Below are 23253 nucleotides of genomic sequence, written 5' to 3'. Positions count from 1 at the left end.
AATAATATGAATGTTTCAAGTATAGTAGTTCAAACAGTACCAAAGTTTTTAGAAGAGGTAGTTCAAAGTCTAAAAGACTGCGAAGTATGTGATTATCACATGCATGATGAAAAAGGCCGTGTAATTATTACTATCGAAGGCGACGGGGTTGAAGAAGAGCTTAAAAAACTAAGAGTTGTTGAAGCCATTCCTCATGTTATTACAGCTGATATGCAAATGGCATATAGTGAAGACGAACTAAATGAGCATATGGAAGTATTAGCGAATGCTGATCTTGTTCCTAAAATGTTAAATGATGAAGATCTAGACCCAAGAGACATAGTTTACAATGGTGACCTAAAGAAAAAAGACCTTGAGGGCTTTGCAAGACGTTTTGATGAAACAGGAAAAGATAAATAATGAGTTTAGTTTTTGAATCAGTAATAAAAGTAGATGAAAATAATGGGTGGTTTATTGAACTTACAGATACTTCTGATGGTAGAGTAGAAATTTGTAAGAACATGGACGAGTACAAAGAGAAGTTCGAAAAAATGGGCGAGGACTATGGTGGGAATGTAGATGAAGTAAGATGGAGCCAAGATGACAATGTTCCACCATATCATTTAGATGAAATTAGACAGGCTATGGCTGACTTGCAGGCTGAAGTTGAAGAAAAAATCGGTAGACCTCTAATAGAAGAGACTAAATAGTGGAAGCAAAAGCGATAGTTACGGATACATACTTAGACTCTACAGAGATAGATAAACATCTTGAAAATGTAGAGTACATAATTATGGCTTCAGATGCTCCAAAACACTTTAAAGACACTCCTATTCATTTTACAATCTTTTTAAATACAAGAGATAATCTTCCCAAAGATATTCAAGAAGCAGTTTTAGATAAATTTTTAGATGATAACGGCATTAGTAAACCTGCTGAACTGATGAGTCAAATAATGCCTGTAGGTTTTGGAATAAGCAAGCAAGACACACCAATGCCCCTGCTTCTTGTAAAACCGGAGGATCAAAGAACAATTGCTCATGCTGTTATGTTCGTTATGGATTTCTTAGCTGATTCTGAGAACTTTAATGAAGCAAAATATGACGCACTAACTGGTTGGTCTTATTCTTATAGTCGCGAATAAGCACCAAGAGTAAAACTATTTAAAAGAGATATTTTCTATCTCTTTAATAGTCTTAGCAATCTCACTTGATAGATTCTTATAAGATTTTTTAGTAACTAAAATATCATCTTCGATTCTTATTCCTATACCTCTAAATCTCTTTGGTACGTTCATATCATCTTTAGATATATAAATTCCGGGTTCTATGGTTAAGACCATACCTTTTTTTAGAACTATCTCTTTTTTATCTGCATCTAGGTAGGGAGCTTCATCATGAACGTCAAGACCCATCCAATGTCCTATGCCATGAGGATAGTACTTTTTGTGTTCTTGCCTCTTTATAAGCTTCTTGTAGGTACCTTTTAAAATACCAAGTCTTATCATACCTTTTGTAAGAAGTATCTCAGCCTCTTTTTGTAAGTCAGTTCTTAAAACTCCAGGCTTTATCATTTTAATGATTTTATATTGAGTATCTATGATCATATTGTATAGATCTTTTTGAGCCTTTGAGAACTTACCGTTTACAGGGATGGTTCTTGTTATATCACTTGCATAGTATTCATACTCGCATCCGGCATCTATTAAAATAAGCTCACCATCTACTAGAGGCTTGTCATTAGATATATAGTGTAGTGTATTAGCACTATCTCCACACGCGACGATGGAAGTATATGCATCGCTATATGCACCATACTTTTTAAAGTTATATTCTATAGATGCAAGGAGTTCATACTCATTCTTATGTTTTTTATTAAGAGAGATAGCTTCATGATGTGCTTCTTTTGTAATATTGATAGCTTTTTTAATTAGCTTTATTTCTGATTTTGATTTTACAAGTCTCATCTCGCCTATCAAAGAAGCAATATTTCTATGAGCTTTAAAACTTTTTTTTAGAAGTTTTTTAGCTTTTGAGAGTTTCTCACCAAAGTCATAATAGAGGTATTTCTTATCTTTACTAAGCTCTTTTATACTCTTTTTAAAATCTTTACTCACAACAACAGAGTCAACTGAAAATATCTTTTTTGCCTCAATCTCACCTAATCTTTTTCCATTCCATAGTTCGTAAACTTCATCTTTGTGTTGAACAAAAAGTATACTCTTTGTATCTTTTTTATTTTTTACAATAACCAAGCAGGAGTTATCTTCTTTAAAGCCTGTAAGATAATAGAAATTGCTATTTTGTCTATATGGATAATTAGTATCATTAGAACGAGTTTTATTATCTGTACTAAAGAGAACTGCTAATGAGTTCTTAGCCAACTTTTTTGCTAATAATTCTCTTCTCTTTTGATATTCGCTCTCTTTTATCACTTACAAACCTTATTTAAAAAATCCAATCCTTGCTCAAGTACATTAGTAAGTGCAGCGTCTAAGCCTTTCACTCCTCCTGATGCGTCTGGAGAACTAGTCTCTTTTTTTGCACTAAAAGTTTTTGTCGCTATCACTTCGCTGCTTATTGAATCAATCAATGTAAAGCTAATCTCTACACTTGCATCTGACTTATCTAGATCTTTACTATAGTACTGCATAAAGTCTTCTATATTTATCTCAAGAATCAAGTCACCCCTACTTCTTGACTTTGAGTTTTGAACGTTTTTAAATAGTTTAGAGTCTCTTAGTGCTTTAACCACTTGAGATGACACCTCTTGATTTGGAGAGTTATTCCATTGTGCTTGAGAAAAAGCATATATTTTATGACCATCTAATACATACTTCATCTGTAAAGACATTAGCGAGCTTGAACTGAATGCTTGTGAAACTTTTAGTGATTTATCTATACACCCTTTTGAATCAGTACTGTGTTTTAGTGTCTTTAGAGATAATTTATATTCTGTAACTGCAGGTTTTGTTGTTGAACAACCTGATAACAAGAACACAAGTACTACTGCAAAATAAACTCTTATCATTATTTCTCTCCTGGACCTTTTTTAATCTCTTCTTGTTTAAATAAAATATCACCAGGACTTCTTTCATACTGGTTTAATGCACCTTCTATTCTTATCATTAAATGTTGTAATTCAATAAGTGTATTATTCATTGTAGGAACGATGTCAGTAGATATCTCTTTTAAATTGAAATCTCCACTATCCACGGCTAATTTAAACCTGTCCATAGAAGCTTTAATCCCAAGATAACTGTTCATTATTGACGAGAATGTTTTTGCTATTTTATTTTCCCAAGCGACACTGTTATCTACAAAGTGTTCAATGCGAGGCATCATTATATCTATCTTTTTTGTAGCATTGTCAAAGTTTTTTATTGACGAGTGGAAGTTAGCTATTGCTTCATCACTCAGTAGCTTATCCATCTGAGTCATAAAAGATGCAGTTGATTTTAATAGTAGTGTTATATTTTCTTGATTATTTTCAGCTAGAAGCTTTTGTGTACCGCTTAGTGTTTTAGATAATTTAGTAGAAACATTTTCAAGTGATTTTTCAAATTGTTCAAAAAAAGAATCTTCCGTTTTTATAACAGGATATTCCTCACCCTCTTTAGCCACTAAGTTAGCAGCACCATTATCTCCCAAACTTAAGTTAATGTAACTAAGTCCTGTAATACCCTGAGCAGTCAGTTTTGCGACTGTAGTCTCTTTTATAGGTGTAGTTTTTAATATTGTAACTTGAACTTCTACCTGTTCTGAATTTTTTGGGTTAATTCTTAGTCTACTTACTTTACCTACGCTAATCCCTCTATACTTAACAGCTGCGTCAAGATTAAGACCAAGAACAGACTCGTCAAAAAGTATATTATACTTTTTAGTCTCTGTTTCTTCTGCTGGTTTCAATAGCCAATAAGTAAATGCCAACATTAAAGTAAGACCTAACAGGACCATAAACCCCACTACTGTATAGTTAACTTTATTATTCAAAATTACCCCTAAAAAATGTTTGTATGAATTCACTTTTAGTATTTTTAATATTACTCAAATCACCCTCATAAACTATTCTTTTATTGTCTATAATTGCAACTTTGTCAAGTGTATCATAAATTGATTGTAAATCGTGTGAAACCATTACTATAGTTAGTCCTAAAAGCTTTCTGAGCTTAAGTATCAATGCATCAAACTCTCTCGCTGAAATGGGGTCTAAGCCACTTGTAGGTTCATCTAAAAACAGAAGCTTTGGATCCATTGCAAGCGCACGAGCAAGAGCTGATTTTTTCTTCATTCCGCCACTTATTTGAGAAGGATAAAGAAGAGCATCTGCGGACTTTAATCCAACCAGATTTATTTTAAATTCAACTATTTCGTTTATCATTTTTTGAGATAGATCTGTATACTCTTTTAGCGGTAATGATATATTTTCTTTAATATTTAAAGAAGAAAAAAGTGCACCTGCCTGAAATAAAACACCCCACTCTCTTCTTAACTTTTGCGCTTCATCATGTTTAATATTACCAAGATCATGTCCTAAAACTTCTATAGACCCGCTAGAATAGTTTTGCAACATTACCATCTCTCGAAGAAGGGTTGTTTTTCCACATCCTGATGGGCCTATCAGTCCGTAGATTTCACCTTCATTTATACTAAGGTTAAGTCCATCATGGACTATTCTATCTTCAAAAATGGTCTTAACATTTTTAACTTCAATCATACTAGCCATTATATCCCCAGGTTTGTAAAAAGAATTGAAAATATTGCGTCACATATGATAACTGCAAATATAGATTCAACAACACTTTTTGTCGTGTTGAATCCTATACTTTGAGTATCATCCTTGACTTCTAAACCACGATATACCCCGATAGAAGCAATAATAAATGCAAAGAATGGACCTTTTCCAATCCCTATAAAGAAATGCTTAGCAGCTACAACATCATTAAACCTATCTATAAAAAGCTGAGGACTGATATCTAAATCTATAACTGCTACTAGTAATCCTCCAAAAACACTCATTATATCTGCAACAAAAATAAGAATTGGCATAGCGATCATTAGTGCTATGATTCTTGGAAGAACCAAGAATATATATGGATCAAAACCCATAGTCCGCATAGCGTCCAACTCTTCTGTTATCTTCATAGCACCTATTTGCGCTGTAAATGCGGAACCACTTCGTCCAGCTATTACAATAGCAGTCATCAATGGTGCCAGTTCTCTAAGCATAGAGATTCCCAGCATATCCACTATAAATATATTTGCTCCATATATCTTTAGTTGATATGCTGATTGATAAGCTACCACAAGACCTATTAAAAAACTAGTTAGTGAGATAATTCCCAAGGCTTTAATTGCACTCTCGTTTATCTCAAATGCTATCTCTTTAAATCTTATATTTTTAATGTTTCTTAGAGTGTTGATTTTTGTAGCGAAAAGCTTACCGATAAACGATATAAACGCTATAAAACCACTGTAATATAGATAGGTATTTTCACCTATTATATTTAGAAGATTCGGTGTAGTTTCTTCCGGTATCGCTTGTGAAGTTTTTTTTGATTTTGAAACTAATTCCAAAGTATCTAATATGTCTTTATTAGTAGTAACTATATTTGATGTTATATTTTTTTGAGCAAGCTTATGTATTAATGAGTTTATAAAGATAGATGCTGAAGTATCAAAATATACTACATCTTCTAAATCAAAATCAACTTTTCCAACTTTTAAAAAATCAATTTGGTCTATCTTCTTTTGGTAAGAGGTCACGGTATAAAGTGTAAACTCTCCTGAAAATTTCAAGGAGAGTTTATCATCTGATAATGAATAGTTAATTAAAAATCTCTCTCTAATAGCTTATTGACTTTTAGTATAGTTATAATTCTATCTTCTTGTTTACCAACACCGTCTATCATAGTGTCATCACCATTGATAGTATCTGGAGCAGGCCCAATATCAGTCTTTTTAATTCTAATTGCCATTGTTAATCTATCAATAACAAATCCGGCAACATCATCACCATCTTTCATAACAATAAATCGAGTCTCATCACTATGTTTTTTCTCAGAGATTCCAAACTTCAAACGAAGATCAATAAGAGGAATAACCGCACCACGAAGATTAAAAACACCCATCACATATTTTGGAACTTGAGGAACTCTAGTCCATGTAAACGGCTTTATAATCTCCTGAATAGATAATATAGGAATTGCATACTCTTCTTCACCAATAATAAATCCAACTAATTGAACTATATCATCTGTTTTATCCAGAGACTCACCTTGTTGCTCACCCTGTTTATTAATTATTTGTTTTAATTTATCACTCATGATAAGAACTCCGATTTAAAGTTGACATTTCTTTGAACTACACTAGATAGATAATCAGCAGAGTATGGTTTAGTAATATATTCAACCATTCCAGACTCTACACCTCTCATACGATCAGACTTACCTGTACGCGATGTAACAGCAATTAGAGGCATATTTTTATATCTGTTGTATTTCTTAATCTCAGTTGCTAATGTGTAACCATCCATTCTTGGCATCTCTATATCAATAAGCATAGCGTCAAAATTATGATCGCCCTGCTTTAAAATATTCAAGGCTTCTTGACCATCACCAGCTTCTACTAAAGTCATTCCAGTTGCCTCAAGTGACTTTCTCATAATCATTCTATCTGTTTTTGAATCATCTACAATCATAATAGTATAGTCACTAGCTTTTGCTTTCTCATGACTTACTGCGCCAGCCCCGCCTTGATCTGCGATCATTGCTGTTGCCTTTACACTTTTCGCCATATCCATGATTGCTACTACATCAACAATAAGTGTTACTCCACCATCTCCACGGATAGTCGCACCAGCAATACCTTCAATACCTTTTAAATACTCTCCAAGAGACTTAATAACGATTTCTTCTTGACCTACAAGTGTGTCAACTATCAGTCCAAGTTTTTGAGCACCTAATCCTAGAACAACAACATATGCATGTTCACTTGAGTCGAGGATTCTCTCAACTTCAAAGATGTCTCCAATATGAACTAAAGATAAAACTTCATCTCTTAGTCTCATAACTGAACGACCTTCAACCGTATATATCTCATCTTTTGATATTCTAACGGTCTCCAGTACTGACGATAATGGAATTGCATAATGTTCTTCTTGCACACCAACTAAAAGAGCTTGGATAATTGCAAGAGTTAAAGGAATCTTCAATCTTATAGAACTACCTTGACCCTTCTCACTTTCAATATCAATAATACCATTGACTTTCTCTATATTAGTCTTTACAACATCCATACCAACACCACGACCTGAAACATTTGTTACAGCTGCAGCAGTTGAGAAGCCTGGTTTCATAATAAGACCAAATGCTTCTTTATCACCCATATTATCAGCTTCTTTTTCACTGATAAGACCTTTTTCCAATGCTTTGTTTTTCAACATATCTGCATCTAGACCTTTACCGTCATCATCGATTTGAATAACGATTTGGTTACCTTCATTATATGCTGTTAAAGAGATAGTACCTGTTTCGTCTTTACCAGCTGCCAAACGAATATCCGGAGTCTCAATACCATGGTCACAAGAATTTCTAATAATGTGAACTAACGGATCACCAATCTCTTCAACGATTGATTTATCAAGCTCAGTCTCTTCACCATCTATTTCAAGTTCAATTTTCTTGTTTAGCTCTCTAGTTAAATCACGAATCATCCGAGGGAACTTATTAAACACTTTTCCAATAGGAAGCATTCTTGTCTTCATTACGGCAATTTGAAGGTCAGTAGTTACCAGAGAAACAATAGATACAACTTGATTTAACTCTTCTAAGAACTCTTCACCCTCATAACGCTCTTCAACATCATCATTGATCTTGATCAGTCTATTTTTAGCAAGTACAAGCTCACCAATAAGGTTCATAAGATGATCTAGTCTTTTTACATCAACACGAATAGTCTGCTCTACTGTAGCAGCTGCTCTTTTAGCAGGTGCTGCTGCTTTTGCTTCATCTTCCCTTGAAGCTTTTGCTTCTGGTGCAGCTGGTGCAGGTGCTGGAGTAACAGGCACTGGAGTGGCAGCAGGAGCTTCTGGTTCGCTAGCTTCTTCCTTAGCAACATCTTCAGGTGAAGGAGGAGGAGCTGGAACATCTTCCCCTGCTGCTATTTTTGCTTCTCTTTTAGCTTTATCCTCAGCTTGTCTTTCATTAAGAAGTCTCTGAATCTCAGCTTCAACATCATCATCAGACATATTTTCATAATCCGGTTCATCTGCCGCTGCTTCAACAGGTGCAACTTCCTCAAACTGGGCAGCTTCTTCAATAATCGGAGCAGACGCTTGAGGTGCTGGAACATCACCGTCCCCACCACTAACCTTATCAAGTCTTGCTACACATTCAGAAACATCGATACCAGCATCTGAGCTTGTATCTCGGATTATATATAAAAGTTGTTTCATTAAATCTATAGATTCAAGGACAACATCCATAATATTGGGAGTAATAATAAGCTCACCATGTCTTGCTTTATTTAAAACATCTTCCATATGGTGTGTCAAGTGAGTCAAAACATCAAAGTTAAGGAATGACGATGCACCTTTAACGGTATGTGCAACACGAAAAATTCCGTTTAAGAGCTCTAGATCTTCCGGTGTAGCTTCTAACTCAACTAAATCTTCATCTAATTTTTCAACAAGTTCAAAAGACTCAACTAAAAAATCCTGTAATATTTCCTGAAATTCATCCATTCTTATACTCCTACTTCATATGTGCACGAACAACTCGTGCGACTTCATCATAAAATGAGCTTGCTTCAAACTTAACTAAATAAGCTTCAGCACCTGCTTCTTTACCTCTAATTTCACTAAAATGATCACTAATCGATGAGTTAAATACAATAGGAATATTATTAAATCTCCCATCCTCTTTAACATTTGCAGCAAAATGAAAACCATCCATCTTTGGCATCTCAACATCAGAAATGATTATTTTTAGATGTTTAGCAATATCATCACCATACATTTTATGTAAATCATCTAGCTTATCTAATCCTTCTTGACCATCACCTGCCTCGATAACGTTAAATCCCATTTTCTGAACAGCTTCTTTAACTATTTTTCTGGCAGTTGAACTATCGTCTAAAACAAGAGCTAAACCTGTGAATGATTCCATATCATCTGGAACATGATCAATATCTGGCTCATAGAGACCCAGTTCTTGTATAACACTCTCTAAGTCAAGTATAAGAAGTACATTGTCACCTTCTATCTTAGTTACACCTGTGATTTTACTTCCATCAAGACTACCTGAACCACTTGCAAAGGAAGCCGGTTCTATATCGCCCCAGTTTATTCTTCTTATTCTTTTTGCTTCATGAACAACAAATCCTATAAGAACATTATTGAATTCGGTAATAATAACTCTTGAACTTGCTTCTACTGATTCAGGGGCTGTAATACCCATCCATTTAGCTAAGTTAACGACTGGGATTACGACACTCCTAAGATCAAAAATACCTTCTATATATCCAGGTGTTCCAGGTAATTCTGTAAGTTTTGGCATCTTAATGATTTCACGAACTTTTGAAACATTTATACCGTATATCCCCTCATAAACTTCGCCATCTTCTTCTTTTAAAATACGAAAGTCAACAAGCTCCATTTCATTAGAACCTACTTTCAGCGAATTCTCTACATGCATATTTTATATCTCCTGACTTTATAGTCTCATTTAGAAAAAATATTTTCTTCTAAGAATTCAACATCTTGTGAAGATTTTACAATAAAATATCTTTGATTGCAAGCAAAAGCCGCCAAATTAATATATGTATAATCTTCAAACTTTAGTGTTTTATTTTGATGAAAATGTCCTTCTACAAAATAGTTACATTCGTATTTATTTCCAAGCCTTTTCTCTATAAACCCTCTAAATCCAGTGAACTCTTTACAATCATCTTTTTTGCTCAAATACTCATCCAGTCTGTTTATAATAAAATGGTCTGAGATTGAATCTAAAATATTTAAAACACTAATTACAAATGGATTTCTAACAATTGAAGTATAGATGTTATAAAGTAGAGGACTCTCGATGTCACCATGGGCAAGCAATATATCTATATCACCATATGTAATTTTTACAGGCTGTTGTTTTATGCCAAACACTTTTGCATCAGGAAATACTTTTTTGAGATTGAAGTCATGATTACCTTCTAGATATACCACTTCTATCTCTTTAGATATTTCGTTTAGTATTTCTACAGCTAAAGAGTTTACTTCTTGAGTATAAGGAACATTTCCAAAAAGAGTATCAAAGATATCACCCATAAGTATGAGTTGCGTTGGTTGAAGTTGTTTTGTATTGATAGATTTTAGAAAGTCTAAAAGCTCTGGACGAATGTGTGAGTAGTGTGCATCTGATATAACAAATGCACCCTCTTTTAGCACAATGTTGCTATGGTACATAAGCTATAGTCGGTATTCCGGTTTTTTGACACAAGCCCATCATAATGTTTGCATTTACAACAGCTTGAGATGAAGCCCCTCTCATGAGGTTGTCTATTGCACTGGATATAAAAAGCATATTGCCTTTTTGTTTTACATAAATATCACAGAAGTTAGTCCCTGCTACATTTTTCATATCTACAGGGTTCTCGCTAATACGAACAAACGGTTCATCTTTATAAAACTCTTTTAACATGATAAAAGCGTCCATATCTTTTTGGACTTGAATATATATAGAAGATATCATTCCACGAGTTAAAGGGATGAGATGAGGAACAAAGTTCACTTCATCAAACGAAATACCAAGTTTCTGTGCAATCTCTGGAGCATGTCTGTGCATTAAAGGGTTGTAAGCAAACAAGTTGTCATTTACATTTACAAAGTGTGTTACATCACTAAGCTTTTTTCCTGCTCCGCTTACACCAGTTTTGGCATCTACGATAATAGGCGTATTTGGAACTCTTTTATCCATAAATGGAAGCAGACCTAAAATAGCAGATGTCGGAAAACAGCCAGGATTTGCCACAAGTTTGGCAGACTCCAACTCTTTTCTATACATCTCAGGTAGACCATAAACTACATGTTCTAGATTATCAGGATCAGTATGAGGTGTATAAAACTCTTCATAAATATCTATAGGCAGTCTGTAATCAGCTGAAAGATCAACTACTTTTACACCCTTGGCTATAAGCGGTTTCACGTAAGCCATAGCTGTTTTATGAGGAAGTGCTAAAAAAACAAGCTCACAACTAGAAGCTACTGCTTCTATGTCAGCTTTTTGAACTTCTAGTTCACATACACCTGCTAGTGACGGATGCAGCTTATCTATAGTCGTAGCACCCTCAGAATTTGCAACATATGCTAGAGTAAACTCAGGGTGATTTATAAGGATTTTTACAAGTTCTAAGCCCGTGTAGCCACTAGCTCCAATAACTCCTACATTAATGACACTCAAAAACAATCTCCTGATATCTTACTTCTTCTATCTCGTACTCTTTTACACCGTTTGGAAGATTGACTTTCACCTCATCACCCTCTTCACGTCCTAGAAGCTGTTTTGCTAGAGGTGAGCCAAAAGAGATAAGACCCATGTCAGGGTTACTTTCACAACCACCGACTATGGTATAAGTAAGCTCTTCGTCAGTTTCCATATCTGTCATAACAACTGTTGAACCAAAACTCACCTTTGCATGTTCAAGTTCAGACGGGTCTACTATGCGAGAATTACCTAAAATTTCTGCCAATTCTGCTAAACGATTATCTATGTTTTTTTGACCCTCTTTTGCTGCATGGTACTCAGCATTTTCTTTTAAATCACCATGCTCTAACGCATCTTCGATTGCTTTTACGATTTCAGGTCTTTTAACTTCTTTTAAATCTTTTACTTCAGCTTGTAGTTTTTCATAACCGAAAAGTGTCATTGGTTCAATTTTTTCCATAGTTGTTCTCTTTATATAATTTTTTATTTTAATAATTATAGCAAAGTTTAGTAGATTCTTGGCTTTGTAACCACTTTGATTGTAGCATATTCTTCAGTATCTATAAACTCTATAAGCTCATCAAAGTTTTTATACTTCTCTTCTTCTATCAACTCTTCATCAGCCTGAGCAAAACTGTCTAAGTGAATTTTTTTACTACTAAGAAGCAGTACATAAAGATCATAAGTCTCTATCCCTCTTTGCATAAGTCCAGCTTCTGGAATAGTCTCAAAATCTTTGTCTGGAATATTTTCTAACTTACCTTTTCTTAGAGGCACGTTTCTTACAAGTATAGATACAGTACCATTTTCATACACAGTAAGGATAGATGCATAAGCCTCTTTAGCAGACTTGACTTTGAAGAAAAATTTATCCTCGTTATACAAAATATTTTTGCGCTTGTTTGTGTTTATACTCATAAGTTTATTATCAACTGTACTAAAGAACTTAGCAAAGTCTTTCTTATCAAGGATTTGAAGTATATTTTTGTACTTAACAAACCAGTTTGCGTCTTTTCTGACTAAGCTAAAAGCTATATCTTTACTCAAAGCTTTTCTGAGTTTTTTTGCCATCGGAGTATTCTTTAAGTAACTATTTTGTTTTTCGTTTTTTAACTTGATGTTACTCTTTTTTATTTTGTTTATAAACTTATCTACTGATGGGATATTTTCATATTGCAGAGCTACAAAGTACTTGCCATCATAAAATTCAGACTTTAAAAGCTTGTAGTCATAAAGTGTTGCATTTGACTTTTGAGAAGAGCTGAACTCTTCAATACTTTTAAACTTACCATCTTTCATCTTCTGTTTTTGAGAAAATGATGTATTTACATTTACAGATATTTGAGATGTTATATCATTGAAAGCTTCTTGTTTAGCTTTTGCTTCGTCTGCTCCACTTCCATAACCGACATAAGAGTTTGCTTTTGTTTTTTGTACATTGTGGTACCACATAGGGTTTGCATATCCAGATGCAACAAATAAAAAAAGTAAAAGCAAATATCTCATTTATACTTTCCTCATCTCAGATAGATCAAATTCGACTCTTTCACTTTCACAGATTATAGTCACTATACAAGCCTTTTTAGAGATGCTAATAGGCTTCTCTATATCTTCTAGCAATACTCTACTGTTTTTTGTCATAGGATCATATGCTTTTAAAGTATTCTCTTTAACCATAAAGAGTCTTCCTCCTCCGCATCCGTCACCAATGATACCTTCACATATCAACGGGTCATTCAAATCAAAACCATGACTCATCTTGGCATCCTTCTTTAGTCTCTTTTAAAAACTCTTTGTACTCACTAGAGTTTTTATCTAGAGCTTTATAGTCATCATAGACATACTCTTTAAATATTGCTTCATCCACACACTTGCAAAGCTCACTATTGTTAGCATCTACACATGTAGATATCATCTCTTGCTTTTGTGCTTCATCCCAACCATAGTAACTTTTGTAGTATGGGTATAGTACCCAGATTGCAAAACCTATTGTTAGTACTATATTTACTATGTACTCTCTTTTTTTTGTCTCAAAATATTTCTTAATATCGTAAGATATAAGAATCAAAAAAACTATCTCTAAACCTATATTGAACCAGTCACTATCTAAAAAATCGAACAAATAAAACCTTTATATTTACCATTTAAAATTTGGACGCAAGATGAGTTGATGGTTATCTATACCCTCATCTTTCAGTGCTCCACTATATTTCTCTCCACTGTTATAGAGATAACCTATGCCAAGACCAAAACTAACCTTTTTACTCCAGCTTAGCGGCCACTTTTTTTCTAAGACTATTTCCGCTTCTGAGAGTTCAAAAGTTTTCGCACTCACCGCAAGCATTGTTGAAAATGCACTGTTATTTACAATAGACCAAACACTCTTTTTATAGTCTATACTGCTTCGTCTTGCACCTATATATATGTTGTTAACAAAGTCCGTGTTTTGATGTATTCTTGTCCCTACCCTAAAACTCCAGTCTAAGTCTCTATCCTCTTTATCTCGTGTACCTTTTAGCTTAAACTCCAGGTTGTACCACTTGTCATAATGAGCCAAGTTATCTTTGATAGAGTAATCACCGATTGTAAAAAGATAACCAATATAAGCTCTGTTATTTCCTATATGATCATCTTTTTGATTTTTAAAGACCATCATTCTTCCCACAAAAAATGATAAAGAGTACGGTTCTTCAAAACCTGCTGTTAAAGCTTTTACAAGATTGAAGTTTTGTATCTTAGACCTTTCATACATATCTTCATGATTTTGTCTAAAATAAAGCCCAGCTATACCCATAGGATGTACAGAAGCCTCTAGCAAAAATATATTTGGATTGAAAGTATTTCGGATAAGATTAGTATATATTTGTGTTTCTGTGTAGTGCGTGGCATCTGTTATGTTATTATCTTTATCTAAATCTATAAAAGCAGATACATTTGAGTAATAGGCATCAAGTTCGTAGTCATATTCTATAGGGTTATCAGCAAGGAGATTACTCCAGATGCCAACAAATAAAAATAGAGCTATAAAACTTTTCATACTACTTCTTTATAATTGTTCTTACTGCTTCTGAGCACATTGCAAGTCCAAAAGATGCAGTAACACCCATAAAGCTTCCCTTTGCTTTTACCCTCGCCTCTTCAGATGAAAAAACAACTCTATATTTTTTCTTAAAACCTCGTTTTTTAAGTTCATAACGAATTTTAGAACCGAACTTATCTCCATAAGTTTTCCAGATATCAGCTACTTCTATTTTTGTAGGATCAAGGCGTTTTGCACTTCCAAATGAAGAGATAAGTTTTTTGTAACACTTCTGTGCAAGTGCAAGTTTTGCTTTTGTGTCATCTATGGCATCTAAAACCAAGTCATACTCATCGAAGTCAAAATCCCAAACCCACTGCTCATCTATACGAACATTTATGATTTTTATATCCGGATAATGTTTCTTTAGAGCCTCTACTTTTGCTTCGCCTTCATGCATCTCTGACCACATTTGACGGTTTTGGTTTGTCTCATCATAAGTGTCAAAATCAACTATCGTTATATCTTCTATACCACTTCTTATCATACAATCAAGACAAAAACTACCGACTCCGCCAACACCTAAAAGTAATATTTTAGCGTTTTGTAGTTTTACAAAATCATCTTCAAGTAAAAGTTTTATGCGATTATGTTTCACCCTAATCTATCCACTCTTGAAGTTTACTCATACTTTTGTATGCACTAAGATCAAGTTGTATAGGTGTTATAGATATATTACCGGCTTGGATAGCTTCATAATCACTAATTCCACTAGCTCCCTCTCTTGGAGAGAAGTTTAACGGATGAAGACCTAACCAATAGTGTTCTTCTCCACGTGGGTTTCTATGAACATGTGAGTCATTTGCGTAAAATCTATAACCTGCATATGTTACTTGCATCTTAGCCTCAGTAACATCAGCTGGGATATTTACATTTAAAAACTCTCTGTGAGGTAGAGGAAAAGTTCCGTTTATTATCTTTAGAACAAGCTCTTTTATAGTCTTTTGTGCAAGAGTAAAGTCACCCTCAGGATTTGTAAAGTCCATCACCTGACTTATAGCAATAGAAGGAACATCATGTAAAACTCCCTCCATTGCACCAGCAGCTGTTCCACTATATGTTATATCTTCACCCATGTTTGAACCACGGTTTATCCCGCTTATAAGAAGATCCGGTTTTCTCTCTTCAAAGATAGTGCTTAAAGAGAGGTATACACAATCACTTGGAGTACCATCATCTAATTTGTAAAAATCATCATCAACACTTACAAAACGCAATGGTCTTACAAGTGTAAGAGAATGTCCACAAGCAGACTTCTCGTTTGCCGGCGCAACAACCGTCACTTTTACATCATCTAACTCTCTTAAAGCTTCTATTAAACAGAGTAAACCCTTTGCCTCGTAACCATCATCGTTTGTAACTAAAATTCTATATTTATTTTTCATAAAGACATTTTATACAAATGCAAATTAAACCTTTATGATTTACTTTTTTTTCCGATATATCTAGATACGGATACAAAGGAAAAATTATGACTTCTTACGGGCTTGACGCATACCGCGCACATGACTTAAACATACAGATGAAAACTTCTAGCGGAGATGTTATAAAGATGGATTTTGCAAATCATCAGTCGGCGTCTTTTAGCCACGAACAAAATGCAAACGGTTCTAAGACTTCAATGAGTTTCGCTTCGATGCAGTCGTTTCAGTTTTCAGTTCAAAGCAACGGAATAGATGCACAAGATCAAAAAGAGATAGATGCATTTATGAAAATAGCTCAACCATTTATTGACTCATTTTTAAAAGAACTTCAAGATGCAGCTCCAAAATCTCCAGTGACTCAACTTGCACACAAAATAGCAAGTATTTTTGAGCCAAGCAAAGAAAGAGATGAGAATGCCAAAAACAATGTTAAAACTAATATAGTAAAAATGTTTGATGATTCTATTAGTAAACTACAAGCTCCTGATAAAACAGAAAAACTAGATGCAGTAGACTCACTTGAAAAAATATTTGAAGATGCTAAGAAACTACTAGAGAAAACTCTTAAAGAGTTTGATGAGTTTAACAAAAATTTATATGCATAAAGAGTGCTAAACTCTTTGGCATGGAACATGCTTAAAACGAGCATGAAAAAACTTCTTTTAATACTTACTTTCACACTATCAGTTTTTGCTTCTTCCATAGAGCTAAACTACCAAGAACTAAACAACGAGATAGACAAAATCTCACTAGACCTTACTCCTGAAGAAAAAGTATCTCTTTACTTTCTTGTTCTCTCAACTCATGAAAATATCACAACTGCACTCTCACTGGATAAGACAAAAGTATCTTCACTTGAAACTTTGGAGAGTCGTACACTAAAAACTTTATCAGCTCTACATGAGAACAACTCAAACATAGATGCCAGCCGAATAAAAAAAATTAAAGAGTTATATACAAAGATTACTAAAGAGGGTCAAGAGCTTATAAAAAAGCATGCTGAAGAATCTAGCGAAAAAGTTATATATAAGGATAAAATAGTCTATCAAGACAAATTAGTTTACAAAGATAAAATTGTATATCAAGATAAAATAGTTGAAAAGTCATCTGCTGTGCTAAGTCTTGTACTAGGACTAGTTGGAACTATTTTAGGTCTTGCAATCGGCTTTTTTACTTTTAGAAAAACTGTTGTTAAAGAAATAGCACATACTCAAATCGTACGAGAAGAAAAGAGTGAAGATAGAGAACTTATAGAAAATCTGAAAGATATAAACAGTTCACTTGAAGCTGAAATAAAATCACTCAAATCTGACTCAACTGTAGTTACAAAAATACAAAGCGAAAATACTGCTCTTATAGAGAGACAAGCAGAACTGCAAAGATCACACGATACTCTACTTCAAGAGCTCAATATAAAAATTGAAATAATGAGTAAAGAAAAAGAAGTTCTACTAGAAAAAGCCATGATTCTAGAAGAGTGTCAAGATGCAAAAAATGAAAAAGAGCATGAGTTTAACGACAGATTAGACTCGCTACAACATCAATCACAAGATATCTTCAATGTACTAAATACTATCGCTGACATTGCAGACCAAACAAACTTACTAGCACTAAATGCAGCCATAGAAGCAGCTCGTGCTGGAGAGCATGGTCGAGGTTTCGCCGTTGTAGCAGATGAAGTAAGAAAACTAGCAGAGAGAACACAAAAAGCACTTAACGAAGCTAAGGTCAATATTTCCTCTGTCGTGGATGCTGTTTCAAGCTTAAAAAGCTAAGTAGATGAAACCAGTTTAAGACCTACTCCCAAACTATTCTTTGTAGAGTTTTATACGCTACAAAAAGATCATAATATGCATCGTTATTTGCATTTACAGCTTGTGTCAGATTTGACTGAGAAACTAACAGAGTAAGTGTATCTACATCACCTTGGCTATATCTATCAGCTGTTATACGGTAGTTCTCTTTTGCACTCTCTTTAGCACGAGATGCAACATATTTTGCACTCTTTGCAACTTTAAAACCTTCGTATGCTTGTCTTAGTTGATTTTTTAAATCCAGCTTTAGTTGATTTAGTTGAAAATTTTGTTGATTATTTTTCTCCAATAAAGCTTTTTTCATAGCTAAGTTTCTCATCCCTGAGTATAAACTCCAAGTAACATTTACTCCATAAGTTGTCTGGTCTTTTGGTTGGAATATAGATGTACCTGAGAGTCTCTCTTGATCATTTATCTGATGTGAAGCTTCCAGATTTACCTTTGGAAGGTAGTTTCCTGTTACTGCGTCTCTTTGGCTCTCAAGTGACTTGCTTTTAAAGATCATAGCTTTTATCTCACTACGGTTTTGCATCATCTGAAGCTCTAAAGAGAATACCTCTTCTATTTTGCTTACACTGGCGTCAAAGTCATCTATAGGTTCACTCTGCTCTAGAGTAACGGCTATAATATTTTCCAGATTGCTCTTAGCAACTATAAGGTCACTCTTGGCTTTTATAAGTGCCTGTTCAGCTTTTAGTTTTTCAACATCGATTAAAAGCAAATCATTTTTAGCAACTATCCCCTGCTCATATCTTACATTTGTATCATCATACTGTTTTGTAAGAGATGCCAACTGCTCCTCTTGAGATTTAATCAGCTTTCTTGCTTTTAAATAGTTAGTATATGCTACTACAACTGCCAACTTCAAGTCTGATACTACAGCCTTACGCTCAAGCTTTGCAGATTCAATTTCAGACTCTTTGGAGCTTACAGTAGAGTAATCAGAAAAACCGTTAAACAGGTTGTACTTTAAACTCAGATTATAGTTATGACTTGGACTAAATGCAAAGGCTGTAGGATTTTCCAGCTCTTGCCAAGCGAATCCAGCTTGTATTGTTGGATGGTAAGCGCCAGTAGCTTCATCTTTTATATGTTGAGTATACTTTACATTGCTATTTGATATTAAAACTTTAGGAGAATTACTTAGAGCTAAGTCAATTGATTCTGATAGTGTTAATCCAAATAGTGCCATATATGATGACACAAAAACTAAAATTATTCTCATTATATCTCCTTGTCTTTTTTACCGCTAAGACTTAGCATTAAGTACATAAGTGCCGGTGTTACTAAAATTGTGAACAACATTGAGAGAGCAAGTCCACCTGTAATAACAGAACCTAAACCTCTGTAAAACTCAGATCCTGGACCTGGAACTAATACCAAAGGCAGCATCCCAAACACAGAAGTCAAAGAACTCATAAAGATAGGTCTAAGACGTGAACGAGTAGCTTCAATAATCGCTTCTTTTGACTTCATAGCGTTATGGCGTATGTTATTTAAAGATTGATGAACTATCAAAATAGCATTGTTTACAACGATACCGATAAGGATTATGAATCCTAACATTGTAAGTACATCCAATGGTTGTGGTGCTACAAACATGTTTGTTAGTTTGAGACCGACAAAACCACCTGCTGTTGCCATCGGAACTGTAAATAAAATTACTAACGGATAGATAAAGTTTCCAAACAGAGCACTCATAAGTAGATATATAATTGCCAGTGCAAAAACTAAGTTCCACTTCATAGACTCAATAGTCTGAGCAAGCTTATCCGCTTTACCTGCCAGTTTTACCTCAGTTGAATCTTGTAACATAGCTGGAGGCACACTGTTTTTCACAATTACTTCTAATTTCTCAACACTCTCTTGGAGAGTCATTGTACTTGGCGGTGTAACTTGAAGTGTAATAGTTCTTTTGCCATCTACGTGACGGATTTTTGTGATGCTTGTAGTATGTTTCATTTGTGCAAGTTCAGACATAGGAACAAGACCAGCTTTTGGCGTTGTAACCTGAGTCAAATAAAGAGCTTCAGGCGAGTTAATCATACTGTCATGTGATTTTAATATCATATCTATAGATTTCTCCCCACCTTGAGTATACTCACTTATCTTACGACCATCCAGAAGTACATCTGCTGCAAATCCAAAACTTCTACTGCTCATACCGACATTTGCTAAAGAGTTACGATCAGGTATGATGAGAGCTTCAGGAAATAGAAGCTCAATAGAAGGAACAGGACGAACCTGAGCACCCTGTATTCCTCCAGAGATTGCGCCAAACAGCATCCCACCTATTTGAGTAAGTTTAGACATATCTTGACCACTGATATCAATGTCAATATTACGTCCTTCACCTATTCCCTGCTCAAATACACCACTCTGAAGTGAAATACCAAATACACCAGGAAAGCTGTTTACAACAGGCATCATAAATGGAATATACTCAGCTGCTCGACTCTCTTCTTTTGAAATCATCCCTTGAATAATTAGATCACCATATGAGACATAAAAACTATTTACGATAGGTGGTATACCATCAACTTCATCTTTGTAGTGAGGTTTCATGTGTTCATATATCTTGTGTCCAATATCTTTTTTCTCATTTTCAGATAGTCCAGGAGGTGGAATCAAGATGTTCATAATAAGGTTTTGATTTCCCTGAGGAAGGTACTCCATCTTCGGAAAGAGCATAACTATAGTAGCAACAGAGATGCTAGCCATAAGAACAATTGTTATAAACTGATTTAGTCTTCTTTTTAGACTCCACACAACTCCAGACATAAACAGTGCACCAATTTTTTTAGCCATACTAAATAAAAATGAGTCTGGTTTCTCTGCAACCTCATGCTCTTTATCATGATCTGTAGAGCTCATCTTTATAAGCTGTGTCCAAAACATCGGGATAACTGACACAGATACAAATAGAGAAAATGTAATAGCCGCTGTTACCGCAATAGCAATATCTTTAAAGAGCTGTCCTGCTTCTGATTCTAAGAATATTACAGGCAAGAAAACTGCTATTGTTGTCAGTGCAGATGCAACAAGTGCACCCCAAACCTCAACTGTACCATCATGTGCTGCGTCAAAGGGTTTTTTACCCATCTTTAGGTGTCTGTCGATATTTTCCAAAACGACAATGGCACTATCAAGTAGCATACCAACTGCAAATGAGATACCTGCAAGTGAGATAGTATTAAGACTTCTATCCATTATATTTAAAACAATAAATGTTGCGACAATACTAATAGGAATAGCCGCTGATACAACCGCAGTCGGTAAGAATGAGCGTAAGAAAAGCAAAAGAATAATAATCGCTAAAACTGCACCAACAGCAATATTTTGCTGAACTAAGTCAATCGCACCCTGAATATATCCTCTTTGATCATAGAACCACTCTAAGTGAATATTATGAGCTGGAAGTACATTTGCATTTAGATGCTCCATTACTTTTTCAACTCTGTTTGTAGTATCTACTACATTAGCTGATGGTTCCATTCTAACGCCATATATAAGTGCTTTATTTAGCTTGTCACCACTAGATTGTAAAATATTTGCTACAACTTTTTCATAACCTTTTGATATCTCAGCTACATCACCAAGACGGATGCTTTGTTGTCCGTCATTAAAGAGTACCATCTGCTCGAGATCTTCTATAGATGTAAATCTCGCAGATGTTCTTACACGGTAAGTACGTCTATCAATATCAACAGTCCCTGCTGCAGTATCTACATTTTCATTTTGGATTGCTGTTGCCACGTAGTCAATTGTAAGTCCGTGAGCCGCAAGTCTTTGTGGAAATAGTTTTATATGAAGCTGATCTTTTGTACCACCTGGGACAAAGATGCTTGCCACTCCTGATACACGTTCAAACTGCTCTTTTACTTCATTGTCCAAGTATGACAGATATGTATCAACATCTCTGTCATTACCCTCATTTACAACAAAACCCATCCAAATAGTAGGAGATGCATTTGATCCTGCAGATTGAATAATAGGTTTTTCAACATTCTCAGGATAACTATCAACCTGATTTAGTTTATTTGATACTTCAAGAAGCGCTTTGTTCATGTCAGTGCCGACTTCAAAAGTCAGAGTAATTTCTGAAAGATTATCAGATGCAGTCGCTTCATAGTTTACAAGTCCAGGAGTAGACTTTAACTGCTCCTCTTGTTTTTCAACTATGTCACGTTCTACTTCACTGGGAGTAGCCCCTGGCCATAGAGTCACTACCCCTATTTCAGGCTCGATTACATTTGGAGTTAGTTTATATGGTAACTGAGTCAGAGCTACCATACCAAACATCAGAATTAAGACTATACCAACAAAAACACTAACCGGTTTTTTTATAGATATATCAATGAGGTTCATTAATCTGCCTTCTCAACTACTGGCATATTTGGAAAGATTCTCTCATTCCCTTTTGTAACTACACTCATTCCTACTTTTAGTCCCTGCGCTAAAATAGCTGCTTGGCTTTGAGTATAGTTAATAACACTTACAGGAATCATCATAGCTTTGCCATCAGCAACGCTAAATACTACAAAACTTCCAAAGCGCTTGATAACAGCATCACGAGGAACAAGAAGAACTTTTTCTTTTTTAAGTGTAGGCACTTTCACATCTATTCTCATTCCTTGGATAAGGTTTTTATCAGACTTAAATGAAAGTTTTACAGGGAAGGTACGACTTGCTTTGTCAGCTAAAGGAACGATAGTCTTAACGATTACTTCCATATCTTTTTTCTCTATCATAGCTTGTAGTTTTTGCCCATTGTAAAGCGTATCTAAAAGCTTACTGGGAACATTTACTCTTGCCTCTATACTCTTTGGGTCTACTAAGTTAAAGACACTGCTGCCTACTGCAACCCACTCACCTATATCTACATCTCTTTTTACAACTACACCGTCAAAAGGTGCTCTAATACTCTTTTTTTGAAGTTCTATCTTCATAGAAAGAAGTTCAGCTTTATGTGAATCTATCTCTGAATTTAATGCTTCTAATGTGTAGTAAGTATTATCATAACTGCTCTGTGCAATACTTTTTTTGTTTATAAGAGCTTCTGCACGTTTAAGATCTTTTTGTTGTTTAGTCTGCTGTGCTAGAAAAGAGTCTAAAGTTGCTTGTTTTGCTTTTAATTTAGCTTCTAAGATAGAACTTTCTAACTTTAAAAGAATATCTCCTTGTTTTACTATTTGTCCCTCTTTTACATACAATTTACTCACAACACCTGAGCTATCAGAAGCAAGCTTTGAATTTCTATCGTAGTAAAGAGTACCTACATAATTTTGAAGAGAGTTTGCATAACCCTCTTTAACTTTTAGCGTTTTGACTAAAGATGGTGGTGGCTGAGCACCCTTAGTTTCATTTGCTTGTATATTTAAAAACAGTGCTATGCACAATAGTATAAATTTCATAATTTTTACACTTCCTTATTTATCTTGCTGGAAAGATAACATACTTTCTCTTAAATATATCTTTCCAGTA

At 34.7% G+C, this 23253-nt stretch carries 25 protein-coding genes; 5 read left to right on the top strand and 20 right to left on the bottom strand.

Annotated elements, in window-relative coordinates:
• Positions 1-6: 6 nt before the first annotated feature.
• From ABZC13_RS00870 to ABZC13_RS00860, 3 genes are read left to right on the top strand one after another with little or no spacing between them, the layout of a single operon-like run.
• Positions 7-399: a chaperone NapD gene (locus tag ABZC13_RS00870; RefSeq protein ID WP_372998581.1), complete on the top strand. Its 393-nt coding sequence runs from the start codon at positions 7-9 to the stop codon at positions 397-399.
• Positions 399-689: a hypothetical protein gene (locus ABZC13_RS00865; RefSeq protein ID WP_372998578.1), complete on the top strand. Its 291-nt coding sequence runs from the start codon at positions 399-401 to the stop codon at positions 687-689. Before ABZC13_RS00870 ends, ABZC13_RS00865 begins: the two co-directional genes overlap by 1 nt.
• Positions 689-1123: a hypothetical protein gene (locus tag ABZC13_RS00860; RefSeq protein ID WP_372998575.1), complete on the top strand. Its 435-nt coding sequence runs from the start codon at positions 689-691 to the stop codon at positions 1121-1123. The genes ABZC13_RS00865 and ABZC13_RS00860 overlap by 1 nt, the downstream gene beginning before the upstream one ends.
• A 15-nt stretch (positions 1124-1138) precedes the next feature.
• Here ABZC13_RS00860 and ABZC13_RS00855 read toward each other — a convergent pair whose 3' ends face one another.
• The 17 genes from ABZC13_RS00855 to surE are packed head-to-tail and all read right to left on the bottom strand — an operon-like array spanning position 1139 to position 15916.
• On the bottom strand, positions 1139-2413 hold the full coding sequence (locus ABZC13_RS00855) for an aminopeptidase P N-terminal domain-containing protein (RefSeq protein WP_372998572.1): 1275 nt from the start codon (positions 2411-2413) through the stop codon (positions 1139-1141).
• Complete coding sequence (locus ABZC13_RS00850) at positions 2410-3009, bottom strand: ABC-type transport auxiliary lipoprotein family protein (protein ID WP_372998570.1); 600 nt, start codon at positions 3007-3009, stop codon at positions 2410-2412. The genes ABZC13_RS00855 and ABZC13_RS00850 overlap by 4 nt, the downstream gene beginning before the upstream one ends.
• Entirely contained in the window at positions 3009-3971 is a 963-nt protein-coding gene (locus ABZC13_RS00845; protein ID WP_372998567.1) for an MlaD family protein, read from the bottom strand. The genes ABZC13_RS00850 and ABZC13_RS00845 overlap by 1 nt, the downstream gene beginning before the upstream one ends.
• Complete coding sequence (locus tag ABZC13_RS00840; RefSeq protein ID WP_372998563.1) at positions 3964-4704, bottom strand: ABC transporter ATP-binding protein; 741 nt, start codon at positions 4702-4704, stop codon at positions 3964-3966. The genes ABZC13_RS00845 and ABZC13_RS00840 overlap by 8 nt, the downstream gene beginning before the upstream one ends.
• A complete protein-coding gene (locus ABZC13_RS00835) occupies positions 4704-5777 on the bottom strand; it encodes an ABC transporter permease (RefSeq protein ID WP_372998560.1) in 1074 nt (357 codons plus the stop codon). The genes ABZC13_RS00840 and ABZC13_RS00835 overlap by 1 nt, the downstream gene beginning before the upstream one ends.
• A 32-nt stretch (positions 5778-5809) precedes the next feature.
• Positions 5810-6304, bottom strand: a complete 495-nt coding sequence (locus ABZC13_RS00830; RefSeq protein WP_372998558.1) for a chemotaxis protein CheW — start codon at positions 6302-6304, stop codon at positions 5810-5812.
• Positions 6301-8721 carry a chemotaxis protein CheW gene (locus tag ABZC13_RS00825; RefSeq protein WP_372998555.1) on the bottom strand — a complete coding sequence of 807 codons (2421 nt, stop codon included), beginning with the start codon at positions 8719-8721 and terminating at the stop codon, positions 6301-6303. Before ABZC13_RS00825 ends, ABZC13_RS00830 begins: the two co-directional genes overlap by 4 nt.
• A 10-nt stretch (positions 8722-8731) precedes the next feature.
• The gene (locus ABZC13_RS00820; protein ID WP_372998552.1) at positions 8732-9673 is read right to left on the bottom strand and encodes a chemotaxis protein CheV; all 942 of its coding nucleotides are present in this window, start codon (positions 9671-9673) and stop codon (positions 8732-8734) included.
• A gap of 26 nt (positions 9674-9699) precedes the next feature.
• Positions 9700-10416 (bottom strand): UDP-2,3-diacylglucosamine diphosphatase, encoded by a 717-nt coding sequence (locus ABZC13_RS00815; protein ID WP_372998549.1) that lies wholly within the window; start codon positions 10414-10416, stop codon positions 9700-9702.
• Positions 10417-10423: 7 nt separating this feature from the next.
• Complete coding sequence (gene argC, locus ABZC13_RS00810) at positions 10424-11428, bottom strand: N-acetyl-gamma-glutamyl-phosphate reductase (RefSeq protein ID WP_372998546.1); 1005 nt, start codon at positions 11426-11428, stop codon at positions 10424-10426.
• Positions 11415-11912, bottom strand: a complete 498-nt coding sequence (gene greA / locus ABZC13_RS00805) for a transcription elongation factor GreA (RefSeq protein ID WP_372998544.1) — start codon at positions 11910-11912, stop codon at positions 11415-11417. The genes argC and greA overlap by 14 nt, the downstream gene beginning before the upstream one ends.
• A gap of 47 nt (positions 11913-11959) precedes the next feature.
• Positions 11960-12958: an LPP20 family lipoprotein gene (locus tag ABZC13_RS00800; protein ID WP_372998541.1), complete on the bottom strand. Its 999-nt coding sequence runs from the start codon at positions 12956-12958 to the stop codon at positions 11960-11962.
• Positions 12959-13210 (bottom strand): thiamine biosynthesis protein ThiF, encoded by a 252-nt coding sequence (locus tag ABZC13_RS00795; RefSeq protein WP_372998538.1) that lies wholly within the window; start codon positions 13208-13210, stop codon positions 12959-12961.
• Positions 13194-13574, bottom strand: a complete 381-nt coding sequence (locus tag ABZC13_RS00790) for a hypothetical protein (RefSeq protein WP_372998535.1) — start codon at positions 13572-13574, stop codon at positions 13194-13196. Before ABZC13_RS00790 ends, ABZC13_RS00795 begins: the two co-directional genes overlap by 17 nt.
• Before the next feature lie 15 nt (positions 13575-13589).
• Positions 13590-14489, bottom strand: coding sequence for a hypothetical protein (locus ABZC13_RS00785; protein ID WP_372998532.1), 900 nt, complete (start codon positions 14487-14489; stop codon positions 13590-13592).
• Between the two features lies 1 nt (position 14490).
• Positions 14491-15129, bottom strand: coding sequence for a ThiF family adenylyltransferase (locus tag ABZC13_RS00780; RefSeq protein ID WP_372998530.1), 639 nt, complete (start codon positions 15127-15129; stop codon positions 14491-14493).
• Between the two features lies 1 nt (position 15130).
• Positions 15131-15916 carry a 5'/3'-nucleotidase SurE gene (gene surE, locus ABZC13_RS00775; protein WP_372998528.1) on the bottom strand — a complete coding sequence of 262 codons (786 nt, stop codon included), beginning with the start codon at positions 15914-15916 and terminating at the stop codon, positions 15131-15133.
• Between the two features lie 86 nt (positions 15917-16002).
• Here surE and ABZC13_RS00770 point away from each other — a divergent pair, with 86 nt between their 5' ends.
• The gene (locus ABZC13_RS00770; RefSeq protein ID WP_372998525.1) at positions 16003-16560 is read left to right on the top strand and encodes a hypothetical protein; all 558 of its coding nucleotides are present in this window, start codon (positions 16003-16005) and stop codon (positions 16558-16560) included.
• 27 nt (positions 16561-16587) lie between these two features.
• Positions 16588-17730, top strand: coding sequence for a methyl-accepting chemotaxis protein (locus ABZC13_RS00765; protein ID WP_372998522.1), 1143 nt, complete (start codon positions 16588-16590; stop codon positions 17728-17730).
• A gap of 22 nt (positions 17731-17752) precedes the next feature.
• On the opposite strand, the gene ABZC13_RS00760 is transcribed toward ABZC13_RS00765, so the two are convergent.
• Genes ABZC13_RS00760 through ABZC13_RS00750 form a run of 3 tightly spaced genes read right to left on the bottom strand, consistent with a single transcriptional unit; the run spans position 17753 to position 23183 of the window.
• Positions 17753-18994, bottom strand: coding sequence for a TolC family protein (locus ABZC13_RS00760; RefSeq protein WP_372998519.1), 1242 nt, complete (start codon positions 18992-18994; stop codon positions 17753-17755).
• Positions 18994-22137 (bottom strand): efflux RND transporter permease subunit, encoded by a 3144-nt coding sequence (locus tag ABZC13_RS00755; RefSeq protein ID WP_372998517.1) that lies wholly within the window; start codon positions 22135-22137, stop codon positions 18994-18996. Before ABZC13_RS00755 ends, ABZC13_RS00760 begins: the two co-directional genes overlap by 1 nt.
• Positions 22137-23183: an efflux RND transporter periplasmic adaptor subunit gene (locus ABZC13_RS00750; RefSeq protein WP_372998514.1), complete on the bottom strand. Its 1047-nt coding sequence runs from the start codon at positions 23181-23183 to the stop codon at positions 22137-22139. Before ABZC13_RS00750 ends, ABZC13_RS00755 begins: the two co-directional genes overlap by 1 nt.
• Positions 23184-23253 lie beyond the last annotated feature (70 nt).

This window comes from Sulfurimonas sp. (assembly GCF_041563035.1).
Lineage (GTDB): Bacteria > Campylobacterota > Campylobacteria > Campylobacterales > Sulfurimonadaceae > Sulfurimonas.
Note: the sequence above shows the minus strand (reverse complement) of the source record. Positions and strands in the feature narration are given on the sequence as shown.

Bases quoted from the DNA above. Each gene is read 5' to 3' on its own strand.
- ABZC13_RS00870 (WP_372998581.1), top strand. From the start codon at position 7: ATGAATGTTTCAAGTATAGTAGTTCAAACAGTACCAAAGTTTTTAGAA.
- ABZC13_RS00865 (WP_372998578.1), top strand. From the start codon at position 399: ATGAGTTTAGTTTTTGAATCAGTAATAAAAGTAGATGAAAATAATGGG.
- ABZC13_RS00850 (WP_372998570.1), bottom strand. From the start codon at position 3,009: ATGATAAGAGTTTATTTTGCAGTAGTACTTGTGTTCTTGTTATCAGGT.
- ABZC13_RS00840 (WP_372998563.1), bottom strand. From the start codon at position 4,704: ATGGCTAGTATGATTGAAGTTAAAAATGTTAAGACCATTTTTGAAGAT.
- ABZC13_RS00830 (WP_372998558.1), bottom strand. From the start codon at position 6,304: ATGAGTGATAAATTAAAACAAATAATTAATAAACAGGGTGAGCAACAA.
- ABZC13_RS00825 (WP_372998555.1), bottom strand. From the start codon at position 8,721: ATGGATGAATTTCAGGAAATATTACAGGATTTTTTAGTTGAGTCTTTT.
- ABZC13_RS00820 (WP_372998552.1), bottom strand. From the start codon at position 9,673: ATGCATGTAGAGAATTCGCTGAAAGTAGGTTCTAATGAAATGGAGCTT.
- greA (WP_372998544.1), bottom strand. From the start codon at position 11,912: ATGGAAAAAATTGAACCAATGACACTTTTCGGTTATGAAAAACTACAA.
- ABZC13_RS00800 (WP_372998541.1), bottom strand. From the start codon at position 12,958: ATGAGATATTTGCTTTTACTTTTTTTATTTGTTGCATCTGGATATGCA.
- ABZC13_RS00795 (WP_372998538.1), bottom strand. From the start codon at position 13,210: ATGAGTCATGGTTTTGATTTGAATGACCCGTTGATATGTGAAGGTATC.
- ABZC13_RS00785 (WP_372998532.1), bottom strand. From the start codon at position 14,489: ATGAAAAGTTTTATAGCTCTATTTTTATTTGTTGGCATCTGGAGTAAT.
- surE (WP_372998528.1), bottom strand. From the start codon at position 15,916: ATGAAAAATAAATATAGAATTTTAGTTACAAACGATGATGGTTACGAG.
- ABZC13_RS00770 (WP_372998525.1), top strand. From the start codon at position 16,003: ATGACTTCTTACGGGCTTGACGCATACCGCGCACATGACTTAAACATA.
- ABZC13_RS00765 (WP_372998522.1), top strand. From the start codon at position 16,588: ATGCTTAAAACGAGCATGAAAAAACTTCTTTTAATACTTACTTTCACA.
- ABZC13_RS00760 (WP_372998519.1), bottom strand. From the start codon at position 18,994: ATGAGAATAATTTTAGTTTTTGTGTCATCATATATGGCACTATTTGGA.
- ABZC13_RS00755 (WP_372998517.1), bottom strand. From the start codon at position 22,137: ATGAACCTCATTGATATATCTATAAAAAAACCGGTTAGTGTTTTTGTT.
- ABZC13_RS00750 (WP_372998514.1), bottom strand. From the start codon at position 23,183: ATGAAATTTATACTATTGTGCATAGCACTGTTTTTAAATATACAAGCA.